This window comes from Oceanobacillus alkalisoli (assembly GCF_021556485.1).
Lineage (GTDB): Bacteria > Bacillota > Bacilli > Bacillales > Amphibacillaceae > Oceanobacillus > Oceanobacillus alkalisoli.
Genome location: NZ_JAKGBW010000016.1, coordinates 1 through 17,739 on the forward strand (window position 1 = coordinate 1; position 17,739 = coordinate 17,739).

Annotated in this window: 14 protein-coding genes, 1 tRNA gene, 1 pseudogene and 1 riboswitch; of the genes and pseudogenes, 5 read left to right on the top strand and 11 right to left on the bottom strand. The window is 41.7% G+C overall.

What is annotated here, in order from left to right:
• Positions 1-428: 428 nt before the first annotated feature.
• From LZD48_RS14180 to LZD48_RS14190, 3 genes are all read left to right on the top strand, one after another.
• A tRNA-Ala gene (locus LZD48_RS14180) sits at positions 429-501 on the top strand.
• A gap of 188 nt (positions 502-689) precedes the next feature.
• Positions 690-1,130 (top strand): KGG domain-containing protein, encoded by a 441-nt coding sequence (locus LZD48_RS18940; RefSeq protein WP_310739840.1) that lies wholly within the window; start codon positions 690-692, stop codon positions 1,128-1,130.
• 367 nt (positions 1,131-1,497) lie between these two features.
• Positions 1,498-4,551, top strand: a complete 3,054-nt coding sequence (locus LZD48_RS14190) for a hybrid sensor histidine kinase/response regulator (protein WP_235763381.1) — start codon at positions 1,498-1,500, stop codon at positions 4,549-4,551.
• A gap of 240 nt (positions 4,552-4,791) precedes the next feature.
• On the opposite strand, the gene LZD48_RS14195 is transcribed toward LZD48_RS14190, so the two are convergent.
• The 11 genes and pseudogenes from LZD48_RS14195 to LZD48_RS14240 form a co-directional block, all read right to left on the bottom strand.
• On the bottom strand, positions 4,792-5,148 hold the full coding sequence (locus LZD48_RS14195; RefSeq protein ID WP_235763382.1) for a CotD family spore coat protein: 357 nt from the start codon (positions 5,146-5,148) through the stop codon (positions 4,792-4,794).
• A 192-nt stretch (positions 5,149-5,340) separates the two neighbouring features.
• Positions 5,341-8,091: a phosphoenolpyruvate carboxylase gene (ppc, locus tag LZD48_RS14200; RefSeq protein WP_255771069.1), complete on the bottom strand. Its 2,751-nt coding sequence runs from the start codon at positions 8,089-8,091 to the stop codon at positions 5,341-5,343.
• A gap of 252 nt (positions 8,092-8,343) precedes the next feature.
• Positions 8,344-8,633 (bottom strand): annotated as a pseudogene (locus LZD48_RS19210) (hypothetical protein); the annotation flags it as partial.
• 59 nt (positions 8,634-8,692) lie between these two features.
• Positions 8,693-9,682 carry an alpha-ketoacid dehydrogenase subunit beta gene (locus LZD48_RS14205; RefSeq protein ID WP_235763469.1) on the bottom strand — a complete coding sequence of 330 codons (990 nt, stop codon included), beginning with the start codon at positions 9,680-9,682 and terminating at the stop codon, positions 8,693-8,695.
• Between the two features lie 18 nt (positions 9,683-9,700).
• Positions 9,701-10,672, bottom strand: a complete 972-nt coding sequence (locus LZD48_RS14210) for a thiamine pyrophosphate-dependent dehydrogenase E1 component subunit alpha (RefSeq protein ID WP_235763383.1) — start codon at positions 10,670-10,672, stop codon at positions 9,701-9,703.
• A gap of 30 nt (positions 10,673-10,702) precedes the next feature.
• Positions 10,703-11,722, bottom strand: coding sequence for a ThiF family adenylyltransferase (locus tag LZD48_RS14215; protein ID WP_235763384.1), 1,020 nt, complete (start codon positions 11,720-11,722; stop codon positions 10,703-10,705).
• The gene (locus LZD48_RS14220; protein ID WP_235763385.1) at positions 11,719-12,486 is read right to left on the bottom strand and encodes a thiazole synthase; all 768 of its coding nucleotides are present in this window, start codon (positions 12,484-12,486) and stop codon (positions 11,719-11,721) included. The genes LZD48_RS14215 and LZD48_RS14220 overlap by 4 nt, the downstream gene beginning before the upstream one ends.
• 3 nt (positions 12,487-12,489) lie before the next feature.
• Entirely contained in the window at positions 12,490-12,693 is a 204-nt protein-coding gene (gene thiS / locus LZD48_RS14225) for a sulfur carrier protein ThiS (protein ID WP_235763386.1), read from the bottom strand.
• Between the two features lie 12 nt (positions 12,694-12,705).
• On the bottom strand, positions 12,706-13,821 hold the full coding sequence (gene thiO / locus LZD48_RS14230) for a glycine oxidase ThiO (RefSeq protein WP_235763387.1): 1,116 nt from the start codon (positions 13,819-13,821) through the stop codon (positions 12,706-12,708).
• On the bottom strand, positions 13,815-14,411 hold the full coding sequence (locus tag LZD48_RS14235; RefSeq protein WP_235763388.1) for a thiamine phosphate synthase: 597 nt from the start codon (positions 14,409-14,411) through the stop codon (positions 13,815-13,817). Before LZD48_RS14235 ends, thiO begins: the two co-directional genes overlap by 7 nt.
• 155 nt (positions 14,412-14,566) lie before the next feature.
• Positions 14,567-14,676, bottom strand: a riboswitch (TPP riboswitch).
• Between the two features lie 205 nt (positions 14,677-14,881).
• Complete coding sequence (locus tag LZD48_RS14240; RefSeq protein WP_235763389.1) at positions 14,882-15,622, bottom strand: MerR family transcriptional regulator; 741 nt, start codon at positions 15,620-15,622, stop codon at positions 14,882-14,884.
• 157 nt (positions 15,623-15,779) lie between these two features.
• Here LZD48_RS14240 and LZD48_RS14245 point away from each other — a divergent pair, with 157 nt between their 5' ends.
• Both LZD48_RS14245 and LZD48_RS14250 read left to right on the top strand, forming a co-directional pair.
• On the top strand, positions 15,780-16,313 hold the full coding sequence (locus tag LZD48_RS14245) for a hypothetical protein (protein WP_235763390.1): 534 nt from the start codon (positions 15,780-15,782) through the stop codon (positions 16,311-16,313).
• Between the two features lie 667 nt (positions 16,314-16,980).
• Positions 16,981-17,739, top strand: coding sequence for a polyphosphate polymerase domain-containing protein (locus tag LZD48_RS14250; protein WP_235763391.1), 759 nt, complete (start codon positions 16,981-16,983; stop codon positions 17,737-17,739).

Genomic DNA, 17,739 nt, shown 5'->3' on the forward strand with positions numbered 1-17,739 from the left:
ATGGAATTTTATAATGAAGAACGATACCAAACGAAATTAAACAGCCTAACACCGTTAGAATATCGGTACCAGGCTGCGGCATAGATTTTTATTTTTTTACTGTCCACTTGACAGGGCGCAGTTCACAAACTCTCTTGTCCCAGTTCATACTATTTCTATGTTGCTTACAGCAAACTAAACAAACTATGAAAAAGATATGATAAGCTGTTTCTCATCCTTCAACGCACTAAGGACTTAGCATTGGCAATTCGCATCTCCTATCATTGTCCTAAAATAACAACAAAACGTATGTTTAATCAAAGAGCCTTCCCTGCTAGCGGCAACCTAACCCTGCCCCTTCCCCCGCAAGCTTTAAAAAAGCTTCATTAACAATTCACTTGAATTATTTCTTGTTTCGTCCTATAATAGCAATTGTATTCAAATTGCACGGGGCATTAGCTCAGCTGGGAGAGTGCTTGCGTGGCACGCAAGAGGTCGTCGGTTCGAGCCCGACATGCTCCATTAGTAAAGATGCTTATACATACAAAGTGTATAAGCATCTTTTTTGTTCCAAACAATTTTCATAAAAATCACATCGATTGATTGCACTACCGTTGCCAAACCGCTATATATTCTAAACCGCCAACTGACTCCATTTCTATATTAAAGTCTGATATCTTTCTTTACAAAAATATAACAATCCCGCTCCTATGTTTAGTATAGACTTGAACGGGAATGCATGCTATAAGCAAGAAATGATTGCTGACGGGAAATGGATTCCCTACTTTACAGCAGTTACTAATCATGTGATGGAAACCTTGAAAAGTGATTTGAATTTCAACACTTTCCTGGGTTACTGCACTGCACGTAAAGAAAATCAGAACAACAAGAAAATGACGGTGGAGGAAGCTGGCCGTAAAGACGGAGTAGCTACTTCAAGAAATCATGATAAAGAGTTTTACCAAGAGATTGGCCAAAAAGGCGGCGAAACAACGGCAAGGAATCACGACCAAGATTTCTATGAAGAAATCGGTCATAAGGGTGGAGAAGCAAGAGCAAACCAGTCCACAAATAATTCCAATAAAATGAGTCAAGAAAAAGCAGGACGTAAAGGCGGAAGAGCTCGAGCAAATAAACAAAACGATCATTAAATATTGATTTATTGATATATAAAAGGCGGCCGATATTGGCCGCCTTTTTCTGACGGTATTTTTATAAACGGCTCGGCTACAGAGTGCATTATCTTCCAAAAGATAATATGTGTAATTGCAATGTGCTGGCCTTTTCAGAAACAAAATATGCCGAACACAATATTTCACCAATTCTCAACATTTCCCGGGAAATATTTCATCCTATTATTACCGGCCGCCTTAGAAATTTGATAAGTAAAATCACCTTTTCCATAGTCTGATATACCAATCTGCAATCCGAAGGGGGAGAAACAGTTTAATGAACTCATACATTTCCCTCCCAAATCCTGCTATAATCAAGACATCAGTATCCCGAAAGGAAATAATCATGTCTACTTCAACTAAAAAACTTACAAAAAACATTCTTATCCTACTAGCCATTTTCGCTACTTTAACTGCTTTTCGCTTGCTATGGCTTTTCTATCACACGCCAACAGACCAGCCGATTGCTGAAGATGGTGTATTAGACTTAAGCGATTATCCATTGCATGATGAGCAATCCCTTACATTGAACGGTGAATGGATTTTTCTACCTGGCAGATTACTAGAGAATTCCCAGCAGCTAAATGCTTCTATGGAGAAAATACCAACTGATTTTACTGGAGGAACAAAAAGCGAAAACCATACATATGGGACCTATTACTTGAAAATAAACCTTGAAGAAACAACGGATCTCGATTCCCTACTCTCCATTCGGATGCCATCGACAAAAACAGCCTCTGCATTATATGTGAATGGGCATTTAAAAGAGCAATCCGGTACGGTTTCCGCGGAGGAAACTGGTCATGTCGGTCAGGGTAATCCGTATCTTGTATCTTTCTCTCCTGACAGTCACGAAATCGAATTGATGCTGCAAGTTTCAAATTTTGATACAGCAGCAGGGATTTCGGTCGGCAATCCGATTAAATTTGGTACGGAAAAGGGAATCCAACAGTCTAAAGGCTTTGAGGATATACTGTTGATTGCCATGGTGGTCATTCTTGTTCTGCATAGCCTATATAGTCTTCTTATCTTTATTTTTATTTCCAAAAATAAATTTTTTCTTTTCTTTGCTGTCGGCTTTCTATTCCCGGCAATCGATGAGCTGCTCACCTACAACAGTGCTGCAATGGAGTGGATGCAATTCAATTATGAATGGTCCTTTAAGTTTAAAGAACTGATTTATCTTGGAGCAGCATTCTTTCTTGTGCAGATTATGAGAAATTTATTGCGAATGACATCGGAACATAAGCGTTTTCGCTGGCTAACTATTCTATATGGAATTAGTGCTCTTTTGATTGTAGTGCTTCCATTAGATATTCTTATCCAGGTAAATATCACGTTCTTTGCCCTATATTTCATCTCGTTTATCGCCGTTGTTCCGTTAGCATTGAAGGAGTATTTCCAGTTCAGGGATGAGTCGATTTTTATAGCGATTGTTGTAGTCGGAACAACTTCCGGCATTATTTGGGGGTTGATTAAAGCGCTGACTTCATTTGAAATCCCTTTTTATCCGTTCGATTACATTTGCGCATTTCTTGGATTCGCGGTATTTTGGTTCAGACGTTTTTACCGGCAAAACCAGAAAGTTGTCGAATTGGTGGAAAAATTAGAACAGGAAGATAAGAAAAAGGATGAATTCTTGGCGAATACATCCCATGAACTGCGCAACCCGCTGCACGGACTCATTAATATCGCGCAAACGATACTTGATGATAAGGAAGAAGCTTTAACGGAGAAAAACAGAGAGAATCTGGAACTTCTTGTCAGCGTCGGTCACCGGATGGCCTATACACTGAATGACCTGCAGGATTTCGCTCGGTTGCAGGAAAGACAAATACGATTGCAAAAAGAAGCGGTGAATGTCTATTCAGCCACCAATGTTGTCTTTGATATGCTTCGTTTCATGATGGAAGGTAAAGATATACAGTTTAAGATCAACATCCCTGATACCTTCCCTTATATCAATGCAGATCCAAACCGCCTGATCCAGATTTTATTCAACCTTGTTCACAATGCGATCAAGTATACAAACGACGGGGTAATTACAGTTGATGCAGCAACGGATGACAATATGGCTAGAATTTACATTATCGATACCGGGATAGGATTAAGTCAGGAAACAAAGGAGACCATTTTCAAGCCTTATGAACAAGAAGATGCCAGCATAACATCGATTGGAAGTGGCGTCGGGCTTGGACTAAGCATTTGTAAGCAGCTCGTTGAATTACACGGAGGCACTATTTCGGCAGATTCAGAGCCGGGAAAAGGTTCTACCTTTGCATTTACGCTTCCTCTCGCAGATCCGTCAGAAAAAGAGGCTGCGGCGATTTTCGAAACTAATGATTTCTTTATTGAACAGCAAGAGGCAGAAGAACAATCACGAACAGCCAGCCTATCCGAAAATAAGCAAGAAAACAATGCACGTATCCTTCTTGTCGACGATGACCCTGTAAATTTAAAGATCTTGCGTGAGATGCTTGAAACAGCATATGAGGTGCATACGGTCACCAACGGAGCAGAAGCATTAGACATCGTTAATGAACAGGACTTCGATTTGGTCATTTCCGATGTCATGATGCCGAATTTGTCGGGTTATGAATTAACTAGAAAAATCCGCTCGTTGTTTTCTCTATCGGAACTGCCTGTCTTATTATTGACGGCTCGGAATAACCCGGAGGATATCCAGACAGGATTTCTTTCAGGAGCAAATGACTATGTGGCAAAGCCCGTTGTCGCCCTGGAGTTCAAATCCCGTGTAGAAGTGCTCGCTCGATTAAAACAGTCCGTAAGAGAACAACTGCGGATGGAAGCTGCCTGGCTTCAAGCCCAGATTCATCCACATTTCTTGTTTAATACGCTGAACACGATTGCATCTTTAAGTGAAATCGATACGGACCGAATGGTTAATCTGCTCGATCATTTTGGAAACTATTTACGGAATAGTTTTGATGGCAGCAACACAGAATCCGTCGTATCGGTAGAACATGAACTTGATTTAGTCCGGTCGTATGTATATATCGAACAGGAAAGATTCGGCGATAGACTGAAAGTGGTATGGGATGTAGATACGGATTTAGACTTTGAACTCCCTCCCCTCTCCATTCAACCACTTGTTGAAAATGCCATTAATCATGGGGTCTTGAACCAAATCGAAGGCGGTACCGTAACCGTTCAGATTACGAAAAATAAAGCGGGATATGAAGTACTGATTGCGGATGACGGGATTGGAATCGCTGCAGATAAAATATCGCATATCCTGGATGGAAAACAGAGAAACCGCAGAGGTGTCGGCTTAGCAAATACCCATCACCGGTTGATTAAATTGTATGGTGAAGGGCTTGAAGTAGAAAGTGAGTTTGGCAAAGGGACGGTTATTCGGTTTTCAATTCCACTTGCATAACTAGGACAACGTATATCTAATATTTTAAATAGTGGTCACTTCTCCCTGATAGGATAGTGACCACTTAACAGATACAGTAAGTTCAATAAGCAAGAATTTGTAGATTGTTGCATACAGAGTAGGACTTTTTCTATTAAACAGAGAACGATCTTCGCGCTGTTATATTTCTATCATTTATAACATGTCGTAAAAGGGGATTATAATAAACGACATTGTTTTGGAAAGATAATTTAGTCCAGTTTAGCAGTGTCCTTTGTTACATCTATTTACCGGTCGGCAGCATGGATTTCTAAGATCACTTCCACAATCATATTCCTCAACGGAGTTAATGTTTTTCGTTGATTCTGTGACTGGGTAGAAGTTTTCAACCCTCGTTATATTTTTATTAAGATTTATCACATGGGTAGGGTGTACTTTTCGAATGGTTCGCCGATTCGTTGTTGGGTTAACAACTGTTTCCGTTGGTGAAACAATTGTTTCTACATCATTTTCATTTCCGTTAAAGCCAAATGAATCAACAAAATTGGTGTCATTGGTATCCGCAACATTTCTTCCGAACAGAAATTCATCTGCATTATTCCATTTTCTACGGCTCATTCTAAATCACCTCCTATTTGTAGATTCAATATTAGTCTATTCATTTATAGGTTTTGCGTAAGAGACAAGGGTGTAATCTAGTAATAAATCCACGAATTCATTATAATTTTATAGAAAAACCAGCTTAACTGTTTATAACAGTCAAGCTGGTTTCTTTCAGTCCGCTATTTTACTATTTTACTTTTCTTCTAATCAACCCGTATTAACTAAACCTGCCGCAACACCATTAATCGTCAAGAGCACGTCCGTCTTCAATTCTTCGGAAGGATTCTCTGTCGCTCTTAATCTCCGGATGGAATCGACCTGCAATATGTTTAGCGGGTCAACATATGGATTACGGAGGTGGACGGATTCTCTAATATTTGGCGAATGGCTGAGGAGCACTTCATTACCGGTAATTTGCAGTAATGCTGCTCTTGTGCGTTTATATTCGTCCTTGATATTGTTAAAGATCCGCTTGGCCACTTCTGGGTCTTCCACTAATTCTAGGTACTCTCTCGCACTTCCCATATCAGCTGTCAATAAGGCCATTTGCAAGTTGTTGATCGTTGCATGGAAGAAAGCCCAATCGTTATACATCGTTTGCAGGATTTCTAAGTTGCTTTCGTCCTGGTCAATGAATGCTTGTAAGCCTGTACCTGCTGCATACCAAGCCGGGAGTAAGTGTCTCGACTGCGTCCAGGCGAAGACCCATGGGATTGCACGCAAGTCCTCGAATTGCTGGCTGTTCTTTCTGCTCATCGGACGAGAGCCGATATTTAATGCATCGAGTTCCGCGAGTGGTGTCGCTTCGTTGAAATAGGTCAGGAAATCTGGATCACCGAATACAAGGGACTGATACTTCTCCAATGATTTCTCTGACATGACTTCCATCGCTGTTTCCCATTCTTTTTTACGCAGTTCCATCTGATCCGGTGCGCTCGCAACTTTGGCACTTGATTCAAATAAAGCAGAAGCTGCTTGCTCCAAGTTTCGGTAGGCGATGTCTTCAAGTAAATATCTCGAGGAAAGTACTTCACCTTGCTCCGTAATTTTCACACCGTCTCCAAGTGTTTCCACTGGCTGTGAGAGAATGCTTGTATGGAGTGAACCGCCTCCACGGCCTAGTGAGCCGCCGCGTCCGTGGAAATATTTCAAATGAATATCGTAATCTCGTGCCATACGGTGGATATCTTTTTGTGCTTTAAACAATTCCCAATTCGCGCTTAGCGTTCCACCGTCTTTGCTTCCATCGGAATAGCCCAGCATAATTTCTTGATGATTGTGACGTGCTTCCAGTTGTTTTTTGTAAACGTCTGCCTCAAATAAGGTCTGCATGATCTCCGGACCTGCTTTCAAATCATCAATTGTTTCAAGTAGTGGTGCGACGTCCAAATCACTTTCTACTGTTCCGTCCTGATTGATCCGGTACAGTCCAACTTCTTTAGCAAGTACAAGGACTTCCAGTAAGTCACTTGGAGATTCTGTCATACTAATTAAATAAACTTCAATCGCACGTTTGCCAAATTCTTCATGTGCCTGCTTAATCATTTTGAATATGCGTAACATATCCTGTGTCGCTTTGGAATATCTATCGTCTGTAAGCAGTAATGGTCTTGGGTCTTCTAATATTTTATACAAGAATGCTTGTTTCTCGGTTTCCGTAAGATTGGAATAATCGTCAGCGAGTTTGACTACTTTTAAAATCTCTGCAATTGCTGATTCATGTTCCCCGCTGTGATTCCGGATATCCAGTGTCGCCAAATGGAAACCAAACATCTCTACTTGGCGGATAAGCTTGCGAATCGCTTTTAGTTTTCCATTTTCTGGTAAATGTTTTTCTACACTTTTTTTGATTTCCTTCAGGTCACTAGCTAATTCCTCTGCACGGGTATAGCCTAAGACTGATTTCCCTTTTTCTCTGATACGTTTTAAAATAACAGCAAATTTACGTCGATAGACTTCGGATTTCACTCGCCATTTTTCATCTTTTTCTAAGTATTCTTTCTCCTCAGCTTCTACCTTTTCGATGAATTCTTGTTCGATAACTAGGCGTTCGGTAGATTGACTGAACCTTCTCATTAAATTCGTAATGGAAGCTTCATATTTCTTTAAAATAAGCTGCTGTTGCATTTCAAGTGTCGTCCAAGTGATTTCTGGCGTTACATTCGGATTCCCGTCCCTGTCTCCACCGATCCAGGAACCGAAGCGGATAAAGTTCGGCACTTGCCATTCTTTCTCTGCTACTTGATCCCGCAGTTGCAGTTCCAATTCCCAGAAAACATCAGGCAGTGTATCGAACAGGACGTGGTTAAAGTAATACAAGCCGTTTTTCACTTCATCTAATACTTCCGGCTTCCTGTGTCTTAATTCATCGGTATGCCATAATGCCATTACCTCGTTGAATAGACTGTCTTCAATTGCTTCCTTCTCCCAATCGGTGATAAGCGGGTTATCTATTTTACGAAGGTTCTCCGATATCCGTTTTTGACTTTCCAGGACCGTTCGCTTTGTCGCCTCGGTTGGATGAGCCGTCATGATCAGTTCAATCGATAAGTCATTTAAAACATCCTGGATTTCTTCCTCATTCAGATCATATTCCTTTACTTTGGTGACTGCCTTTTCCAGTGAGAAGGCTTGACTTGTCCCTTCCTCGAGTAGATATTGGCGTCTGCGCCTAATCCGGTGATTCTGCTCCGCCACGTTTACGAGATGGAAATAAACAGAAAATGCCCGAATTACTTGTTGCCTCATTGGTGGTTGTAAGTTGCTGATTTCCTGCTTCAGTTCCGCATATAAATCTTTATCGAATTTTTTCCGGATACTTTTCGTCATTTTTCGAATCGTTTCGACCTTATCAAATAACGCTTTACCACCATGGAGGACTAATATCTCGCCTAGTATATTTCCAAGCATATTCACATCATTTTGCAATGGAGTGTTATTAGCTGTCTTTTCTATCAATTTTGTCTCCTCCTTAGTTGTATTCTTTCTATCATACCACTTATCTCAAAAATTAATAAAGTCTAACATCGATTTTTAATGTGAATAATAGATTTATTTTTAATAGAAAAAGCCGAATGATACGGTGCATTCGGCTTTTCCCTTGTTATTATATAAGTTAAACAAAATATTTTATCAAATGGTTTCCCAGCAATTATGACTTGATAGGGATACTCGATAAGACACACCACATTTTAAATCCGTGAAGTTATCTTATAGAAAAACTCTCCCGAACAAAAGTGGATTTAAAGCAAAAATGCGATCTGATAGATGAACCTTTCCTGACGAATAATTCATTAAAATAGAGCTCTCGCACGTTTCCTGTATCGCTGGTTTGTTTGAGAATTGGCTGTTATATAAGTTTGCGTAAAAACCTTTTTTCTCCCATAACTCATCATGCGTGCCTTGCTCATAATATTTCCTTTATCCATTACCAGTATAAGGTCGGCATTTTTTATAGTCGATAATCTGTGGGCGATAACAAAGCTCGTTCGCCCCTTCATCTTTTACATTTCACTTCTGATTCGATAGAATGATATTTATATTTTCTCAGTTAACTACTTCAAATGCATGTCATTTTTACACCCAGCATTTTCTGCACTGATTGAACAATATCCTCCACCTGCGGAACCGCTGCCTTCTCCAATTCTGGACTAAACGGAATCGGCACCGCTTCGCCTCCCAGTCGTTTAATGGGAGCTCTAAGGGAATGAAATGCTCTGCTTTCAGCAACGATACTGGCGATTTCTCCACCAAATCCACCACGCTTCACTGCTTCATGGACAACGAGTAAGTGCCCTGTTTTCTTGACGGATGCAATAATTGCTTCTTCATCCAGTGGTACAAGCGTTCTTGGATCCAACACTTCTACATTGATCGCCTCTCTTTCTAACTTAGCCGCTGCTATCAACGCTCGCTGCACCATCACAGAAGTTGCCACAATCGTTATATCCGTACCTTCGCGCTTAATATCCGCTTTTCCTAAAGGTATTGAATATTGCTCTTTAGGCACTTCTCCTTCTGTTTTATACAACAGCTTATGCTCATAAAAGATTACAGGATTATCATCATCAATCGCTGCTTTCAGTAAGCCTTTGGCGTCAAATGCTGTAGAAGGCTGGACTACTTTTAACCCGGGAATATGTGCTACCCATGCCTCCAAACTTTGGGAATGCTGAGCAGCCGCACCCGTTCCCGATCCGCTTGCAGCCCTTAGCACGAGCGGCACCCGTCCTTCTCCACCATGCATATAGCGTAATTTCGCAGCCTGGTTCACGAGTTGATCCATTGCAATCGTAATAAAATCGGAAAACTGCAGTTCAAGGATCGGGCGCATGCCAGTCAATGCCGAGCCAACTGCAGCTCCCATGATTGCTGACTCACTAATTGGCGTATCACGGACACGATCAGCACCAAATTCTGCAAGCAATCCCTCCGTTACACCAAAGCCACCTCCATATACACCGATATCTTCCCCTATTAAAAAAACATCCTCATTTCTTTGCATTTCCAAAGATATTGCTTCCCTGATTGCTTCTGAATAGGTTATCATCCACAAACCACTTACCTCCTATGCATAAACATCTGTGTACAGCTCCTCAATAGATGGTTTTGGGCTCCTCTTGGCAAATTCAACGGCAGCTTCCATTATCTGTCTTACTTCCAACTTGATTTTTTTCGCAGTTTCTCTTGTCAAAATCCCTTTATTTATTAAGTATCCCTCATACTGTTTAATTGGATCACGTGTTTGCCAGAACCTTTCTTCTTCCCGTGAACGATATTTTCTTTTGTCACTTTTGGAATGTCCTCTCCAGCGATATGTTTTTGCCTCAATTAGAATAGGACCTTTCCCCATTCGGACATGTTCGGCCGCTTCATAAGTCGCGTTCATCACTTCAACGAGATTATTTCCGTCCACAATAACACCAGGAATGCCATAAGATGCTGCCCGTTCCGCAATATGTTCAATATTTATCATTTCATCAATCGGACTGGACATACCGTATTGATTATTCTCACAGAAAAAAATAACTGGCAATTTCCAGATTGACGCCAAATTAACCGCTTCATGAAAACTTCCTTCGTTCGTTGCTCCGTCTCCAAAAAAACTGATCGTCACATCCTTTTGCTTTTTCATCTTCGCTGTAAGGGCAGCTCCGACCGCGATCGGAATTCCCCCACCAACGATTCCGTTAGATCCAAGATTCCCTTTTTCTAAATCCGAAAAATGCATCGATCCGCCTTTTCCCTTGCTGTAACCAGTCGACTTCCCAAACATTTCAGCCATCATCTTATCCACTCGAGCGCCTTTTGCAATCGCATGCCCATGCCCACGGTGGGTACTGGTGATTTTATCTTCATCCGTTAATACGGCACATGCACCCACCGCAGTCGCTTCTTGACCAATTGATAAATGCGTTGTACCGTGCATGATTCCTTTTCGAAAAAACTCATCAATCTTTTCATCAAAATGCCGGATCAGCCACATTTTTTTATAAAGATGGAGCAATTCAGGATTTGTTAGATTTGGAAGTATCTCCATTGCGGTTTTTTCCTTCCTTTTTTAAAGTGATTAATCTGTATAGTACTGTAAAAATCGATTATAAACTGTTCTCGCAATTCTCAAATCATTGGTACCGTGCACAATCGCTCGTCCATCTTTGAAAAACACGATGCGATGGCCCGCAAATTCACAGGACAACAGGAATGGATTTATGATTGGATTGCCCACAAGACCTTTCAATTTATCTAAAAATGTTTGCAATATAAACTCCCTGGTTGCTGCCGGCCGTATTTGCACCGCTTCCCTGCCGCAAAGCACTTCGGATTTCGTCTGGTTTTCATATTGCAAGTAAGGATAAGTCGGGCCAGATCCACAAGTTGGACAATCTGCATTTTTTAAACGCGATACATCAATATCTGCCCGTTCATCCTTCCAGACATCTACCGACTTCAGAATTGGCTCTATTGGTGCTCCAGTCAGTATTTTTAACACTTGCGTTACTTGTAATGCTGTAATGATTTGGACAATGGGGCTGATTACGCCAACGGTTTCACAAGTCATCCCGTCAATCGGCAGATGATTGAACAGGCAATGTAGACACGGTGTCTCTCCAGGAAGTACTGTAAAGGTAGTCCCGTAGCTTGCAACACACGCACCCATGACAAAAGGAATACCTTGCTTGACTGCCGCATCATTTGCAATCAATCTGATTTCAAAGTTATCCGATGCATCTATGATGAGGTCATGCCCTTTTACAATTTCTCCAATGTTTAAACCGTGGATATCACAAATCAGACTATGAATCGTAATATGGCTGTTGATTTGTTCTAAGCGTTGTTTTGCCGCGGCTGCTTTAGGGATTCTTTGCTCCGCATGTTCCTCTGCAAAAAGATGCTGTCTTTGCAAATTGCTCCATTCTACATAATCGCGGTCAACAATCGTAATTTTACCGACACCGGCGCGGGCTAACATTTCCGCACTGCTTGAACCAAGTGCCCCTGCCCCGATAATCAGGATCCTGCCATTTCTAATTTTTCTTTGTGCTGTTTCTCCAAGGAATAACTCCTGCCGTGAATAACGGGTCTTCATGAACCAATCATTCCTGTTGTTGGACTGCTTGCCACCGCATAGTCCTTTTCTTCAATTCTTCCCGCTTCGTATCCTAATCTGCCAGCTTGCAGCGCATATTTTACAGCTTCAGCCATTTTAACGGGGTTCTTTGCACCTGACACGGCAGTATTTAACAGCACACCGTCTGCACCAATTTCCATTGCATGGGCAACGTCTTTAGGCGATCCGATCCCCGCGTCAACAATTACAGGAACCTTGGATTGTTCAATGATGAATTGCAAGTTTAGCGGATTAATAATTCCCCTGCCCGAACCAATCGGGCTTGCCCCAGGCATAACCGCGTGTACCCCAAGCTCTTCCAAACGTCTTGCTAATACCACATCATCAGATGTATATGGCAAAACGATAAAGCCTTCTTCAAGAAGAATCTCTGACGCCTTTAACGTTTCAACCGGATCCGGCAGAAGGCTCCGCGCATCTCCAATTATCTCCACTTTAACCATGTCACATAAACCGGAAGCTTTTGCGAGTTTTGCAATCCGTACAGCTTCTTCTGCCGTATTCGCCCCTGCTGTATTTGGCAGCAAGGTATACTTTTCTAAATCTAACTGTTCGAGGAAATTTGGCTGTCCTTCTTCAAAAATATTCATTCTCCGGACAGCAAATGTTAAAATTTCTGCCTCCGATACCGAAACAGCTTCTTTTTGTATTTCAAAGGACGGATACTTCCCTGTTCCCAATAAAAGTCGTGATCGAAATGTGCGATCTGCAATTTTCAACATAAATCATCCACCTCCTATAAAATGTACAATTTCTAACGTATCCCCATTTACAAGTTTTCGTTTTTCATATTCTTCCTTTTTCACAATTTCCTTATTTAGCTCGACAACAGCGATCCGGGATTCCAACTTGTAATGCAATAACAGCTTCTTTACGGAATTTACATTATCCGGTAATTCCACCTGTTTCCCATTAATTTGTAATGTCATCTCTCTCACCCCCTAAACAATGATATGCTGACGGCGATCTAGGCGAAATGCCTCGGTCAGTTTACTCTCCACTTCTTTTCCCAAAATAAAGTCACGGATCATCTGTCCAGTTGCCGGTGCAAGTAAAATCCCATTTCGATAATGGCCGGTAGCTATGAAAATTCCTTCCTGCTCTGGATGAACTCCAATAAAAGGGCGCCTGTCAAATGTTGTTGGTCTTAAACCTGCCGTCACCCCTTCAATCGTGAATTTCCCTGCAGACGAGAGCATCTTCTTTGCTTTTTTAATTAAAAAATCTGCCCCTTTCAGACTAACCGTATGACTCCAGTCATTTTCCATCATCGTTGCACCGATAATAAATTTCCCATTATTTCTTGGCACAATGTAGCTGCCATTATGAAATAATGTATGCTTCAGTAACTGCTGTTCATGGGAAACGATAAGGCTTTCACCTTTTACTGGCGATACTCTCTCCGCCAAACCTAGTTGATGGAATAAATTATTCCCATACACTCCTGTGGCAAGAACTACATATTTGGCTTCTACTTCTCCTTGTGCCGTTTTCACCAGATAGTTCCCGCCCTTATTCACAATTTCAAACACCTGATTATTTTCAAAAAAAGATGCACCATTTGCTTGAGCACTTTTAATAAAGGCATGGCACGTCTGATCTGGAAGGACATTCACATCATCCGGAATATATGTTGCCCCCAAAACATTTGAGCTAATGCTTGGTTCCAGTTCTTTGACCCGATGCTCATCAAGCCATTCCACTGTGTGCTGTTTGAGTAAGTAGTTGAAGTTTTGCTTCTCTGCTTGTGAATAAACAAGCTTCAATATCCCGCCTTCCCGGTAACCAATATCAATTCCGCTTTGCTCATATAACGCCTCCTTTAATTCGATATAGGCAGCTTGACTCGCTTTTGCGAAAGGATAAAACACGGAGAAATCATCGTTAATTTCCGAGTGCGCTCCCAGGATGCCTGCCGCAGCACTGGTTGTTTTTGTGCCGATTTTTCCAGCTTCCATTACCGCAATATCCATCTTCTCTTTTGCTAAATAATAAGCAATTGAACAACCAATAATCCCGCCGCCGATAACAACTGTTTCATACGTTTTCTTTAACATGAAATCGCCTCACGAAATTCCTTTAATACGAAACGCGGATGAGCTGCTTGGAAAATACTTGACATCACGGCAATACCGTCTGCCCTCGTTTCCTTCATAACCGCTGTCTTCTCAAGGGTAATTCCACCGATTCCATAAACAGGGATTTCCAACTCCTTCTTTATCCGGATTAGATTTTCAAGTCCATTCGGCGGGATTCCCTTTTTGCTATCTGTCTCAAAACAGTGTCCATATATCACATAATCCGCTCCTTCTCTTTCCATTTCTTTTGCTTTTGCAACCGAGTGCACACTGCAACCCACTCGTAAGTGCGGATACAACTTTTTCACCATTTTTACCGCAAGACCATGTTCAGGCAGATGCAGATTCGTGATGCCTTTTAATAATGCAATGTCTAACCGATCGTTGATGGAAATCTTCGCCTTGTCCATACCTCCTGACTCCAGGCTATCGAGCAAGGTCATAATCGAGCGCGCAGTCTTGGACTTTTCACGAATTTGCACATAATCAACCTCGTCTTTTATAGCAATAATCATTTCAGCAAGTTCCTTTATGGAATACCTATCATCCGTTACAGCAATTAGCTTCATTTACTCCCCTCCAATGTCTCGATATTGAGCTTATTGCCTCTATTCTTTTTTTGGAGAATATTGGATTATTTAATCACAAAAAAATAACCACTCTCCTGCATGGAAAGTGGTTTTGTTTTAGATATGTATCTCTAATAAAAGTACAATTCAAATACAAATTGTCCTTGCCACATTTCCTACGCAGGTACAAGCCTGTTCAGGTTATGAGGGTATCGAAGTCCTACTTCTCTCTCAGCCCTTATGAAGGGTTCCCCTAGTGAAACGAATAGAATATATTTAATTGTTAACGCTAACTTAGCATAAATGTGGAAAATTGTAAAGGGATATAAACCTTTTCGCTTTGGAGAGAACTTATTCATAAGACACAACTACTCATTTCTTAAAAAAGGAGCGACGGAGGTGGTGACCCCCCAAGAGTTAGAGTAGAAAACTAACTTCTGGTTCGGGATCCGGTTCGCTCTTTTTTGTCCTTATTTCTTCAACCCTTCAGCATACACAGCCATCGCATCCCGCATAAACACTGCCAATCCTTCTCCGAACTGGTCGATATTTTTCGTAAAGCGTTCATCCGCAATGTACATCTCGCCAAGTCCTTTAAATGCTTTTTTTGAATAATTGCCGAACGAGTTCAAGAGTACATACCATTCATGGATGCGTTCCTGGGAAATTGCTGCAGTAGGGTCTTCATGCCGCACTTCAGCCAAGCTACGAAAGGTTTCATTAAACGCTTCCTGAAATTGCCGCATTTCTTTCTGTGATTTTTCATTCAATTTTGTATTGGCATCGTCTACGGCTTTGTTACCCCAGCGCTCTCTTGCTTCTGCTTCATACGGGTTACTGCTGAAGTCAAAGCCTGCGAATTTTTCTTTATCTGACATTTGTCTTTCTCCTTTCATATTTAACAACGTCTTATCAATCGTATCGATTAATTGATTCAGCTGCTCCTGCTTCTTCATAAGCATGCTTTTATGAAGTTTAAGGGCCTCTGTTTTATTAAAGGACGGGTCATGGATTATTTCCTTAATCCTTTTCAGCGGGAAGCCAAGTTCTCGGAAAAATAAAATTTGCTGGAGGTTCTCGAGATTTTCCTCCGAATAAATCCGGTAACCGGCTTCCGTCACCTCGTCAGGTGTGAGTAGACCAATCTCATCATAATGATGGAGTGTGCGCACACTAATACAGACGAGATCAGCCACTTCTTTCACTTTCATCTAACTCCCTCCTTTCATTTTTTACTATAAGGTATCACGTAACGTGAGGGTCAACATTTATTTTTTATTCTGCCCGCCCATTCTTCGGAAATTCAATCCCCTTCTAGACGTTTTCACCATATAGTGAATGGAAGAGTATGTTTAGGAGGCTGAACGAATGAATCATAATCCGTATGATCCGTATCAATACCCATATGAGAATGAGCATGGACATGAGTACGAAGAGTATGATGAAGAGAGACTATTCAATTTCCCGGGGAATTTACCATTCTTCGGCGGCGGACAGCAAGCTCCTCCACCGTTTGGACCACCAGGGTTTCCTGGGGGCCAATGGGGTCCTGGATCGGGAGGCGGCTGGCCGCCTGGAGGACCTGGTGGGCCTGGAGGACCTGGTGGGCCTGGAGGACCGGGCGGATTCCCTGGGCAAGGGCAACAACAGGCAGGACCACCTTCCGCTCCACCGCCGAATTTCACCCCACAGCAAAGTCAGGTGCAAACCTTTGCCGTTGATCCAGGTGGCATTCGCGGCTGTTTATTCCGCTTCACTTATATTTGGTTGAGAAGAGATCAATTCTGGTTCTATCCGACCTTTGTCGGAAGGAATTCGATTGCTGGTTTCCGCTGGCGGGGGAACCGCTGGGTATATTTCGGAATCGACCTTAATCAAATCCAATCTTTCCAATGTTTTTAATACGAGCGGGATATTCAAGAGTAATTCTTGGATATCCCGCTTTTACATCAGTTCGGTGACAAGGATTAGTGAAAGAGAACGTAATAAACAACGAGATTTGGGGAAAACTGCCCGTTCTATTCGATTGAAGTGTTCTATTAGACTGATTAAGAGGACAAGTGCTATATCTGTCCAATAGGACTATTCTCTAAGACAAACATGCCGGAGAACCACACGATCTGTCCAATAGGACCACTCTCTAAGACAAAAATGCCGGAGAACCACAAAATCTGTCCAATAGGACCACTCTCTAAGACAAATGAGCCGCATAACCACAAAATCTGTCCAATAGGGCCGCTCTCTAAGACAAATAAGCCGCATAACCACAAAATCTGTCCAATAGGGCCGCTCTCTAAGACAAATAAGCCGCATAACCACAAAATCTGTCCAATAGGGCCGCTCTCTAAGACAAATAAGCCGCATAACCACAAAATCTGTCCAATAGGGCCGCTCTCTAAGATAAATAAGCCGCATAACTACAAAATCTGTCCAATAGGACCTCAACTCGGAAATCAAATGTAAATTTACATTAACAATTCATCAACGTATTCTTACCAATTTCTCATCTTCCTCACAGCACGCTCTTACTCCCTGCGGCTAATATTAGATTGCAAGGAGGAGGAAGAACATGGCAATCGAAATTTTTAGAAGGAAAGAGCAGAAATATTTAATTACAACGGAGCAGTACGAAAAATTAGTAGACAGAATCTCTCCCTACATGCGACCGGATACGTTTGGTGTAAATGGAAGATACACCGTGACGAGTCTCTATTTCGAAAGTAACGACCGGACGATTTATTATGAGACGAAAAACAAATTAAAATATCGGCAAAAACTGCGGTTACGCGTGTATGATGATGCGGATATGGAGAGCACGGCATTTTTCGAAGTGAAACAGAAACATAAAAAAGTAGTGAATAAAAGGCGGATGCGCCTTCCCTTGGCTGAAGCCTATCGTTACATTTATTTTCCCAATCAAGATTTGGAAGCGTTCGAGACTTCCAATCTGCAAGTATTACGCGAAATCGATTATTTTAGAAATTTGTATCATTTAGAACCGGAAATGGTCGTCAGTTATGACCGACATGCCCTGCATCATAAAGACGATGCGGACTTAAGAATGACCTTTGATTTTAATTTGCGCTGCAGAGATGGCGATTTACAGCTAGCGAATGGTGCTTACGGAGATTTATTCATTGATGAAAATCTGGTTGTGCTTGAGGTCAAGGTAAATGACAGTGTGCCGCTGTGGCTTACGCGCATTTTGCAAGAGCTCGATTGTAAACAGCGCAGTGCTTCCAAGTTTTGTACGAGTATGGAATTATTACATGATATCGAACCACCCGCCGGAACCGCTCGGGAAACAGTTCGGATAGGAGGAATGTAA

Bases quoted from the DNA above. Each gene is read 5' to 3' on its own strand.
- LZD48_RS18940 (WP_310739840.1), top strand. From the start codon at position 690: ATGTTTAGTATAGACTTGAACGGGAATGCATGCTATAAGCAAGAAATG.
- LZD48_RS14190 (WP_235763381.1), top strand. From the start codon at position 1,498: ATGTCTACTTCAACTAAAAAACTTACAAAAAACATTCTTATCCTACTA.
- LZD48_RS14195 (WP_235763382.1), bottom strand. From the start codon at position 5,148: ATGAGCCGTAGAAAATGGAATAATGCAGATGAATTTCTGTTCGGAAGA.
- LZD48_RS14205 (WP_235763469.1), bottom strand. From the start codon at position 9,682: ATGATAACCTATTCAGAAGCAATCAGGGAAGCAATATCTTTGGAAATG.
- LZD48_RS14210 (WP_235763383.1), bottom strand. From the start codon at position 10,672: ATGGAGATACTTCCAAATCTAACAAATCCTGAATTGCTCCATCTTTAT.
- LZD48_RS14215 (WP_235763384.1), bottom strand. From the start codon at position 11,722: ATGAAGACCCGTTATTCACGGCAGGAGTTATTCCTTGGAGAAACAGCA.
- LZD48_RS14220 (WP_235763385.1), bottom strand. From the start codon at position 12,486: ATGTTGAAAATTGCAGATCGCACATTTCGATCACGACTTTTATTGGGA.
- thiS (WP_235763386.1), bottom strand. From the start codon at position 12,693: ATGACATTACAAATTAATGGGAAACAGGTGGAATTACCGGATAATGTA.
- thiO (WP_235763387.1), bottom strand. From the start codon at position 13,821: ATGTTAAAGAAAACGTATGAAACAGTTGTTATCGGCGGCGGGATTATT.
- LZD48_RS14235 (WP_235763388.1), bottom strand. From the start codon at position 14,411: ATGAAGCTAATTGCTGTAACGGATGATAGGTATTCCATAAAGGAACTT.
- LZD48_RS14240 (WP_235763389.1), bottom strand. From the start codon at position 15,622: ATGAAAGTGAAAGAAGTGGCTGATCTCGTCTGTATTAGTGTGCGCACA.
- LZD48_RS14245 (WP_235763390.1), top strand. From the start codon at position 15,780: ATGAATCATAATCCGTATGATCCGTATCAATACCCATATGAGAATGAG.
- LZD48_RS14250 (WP_235763391.1), top strand. From the start codon at position 16,981: ATGGCAATCGAAATTTTTAGAAGGAAAGAGCAGAAATATTTAATTACA.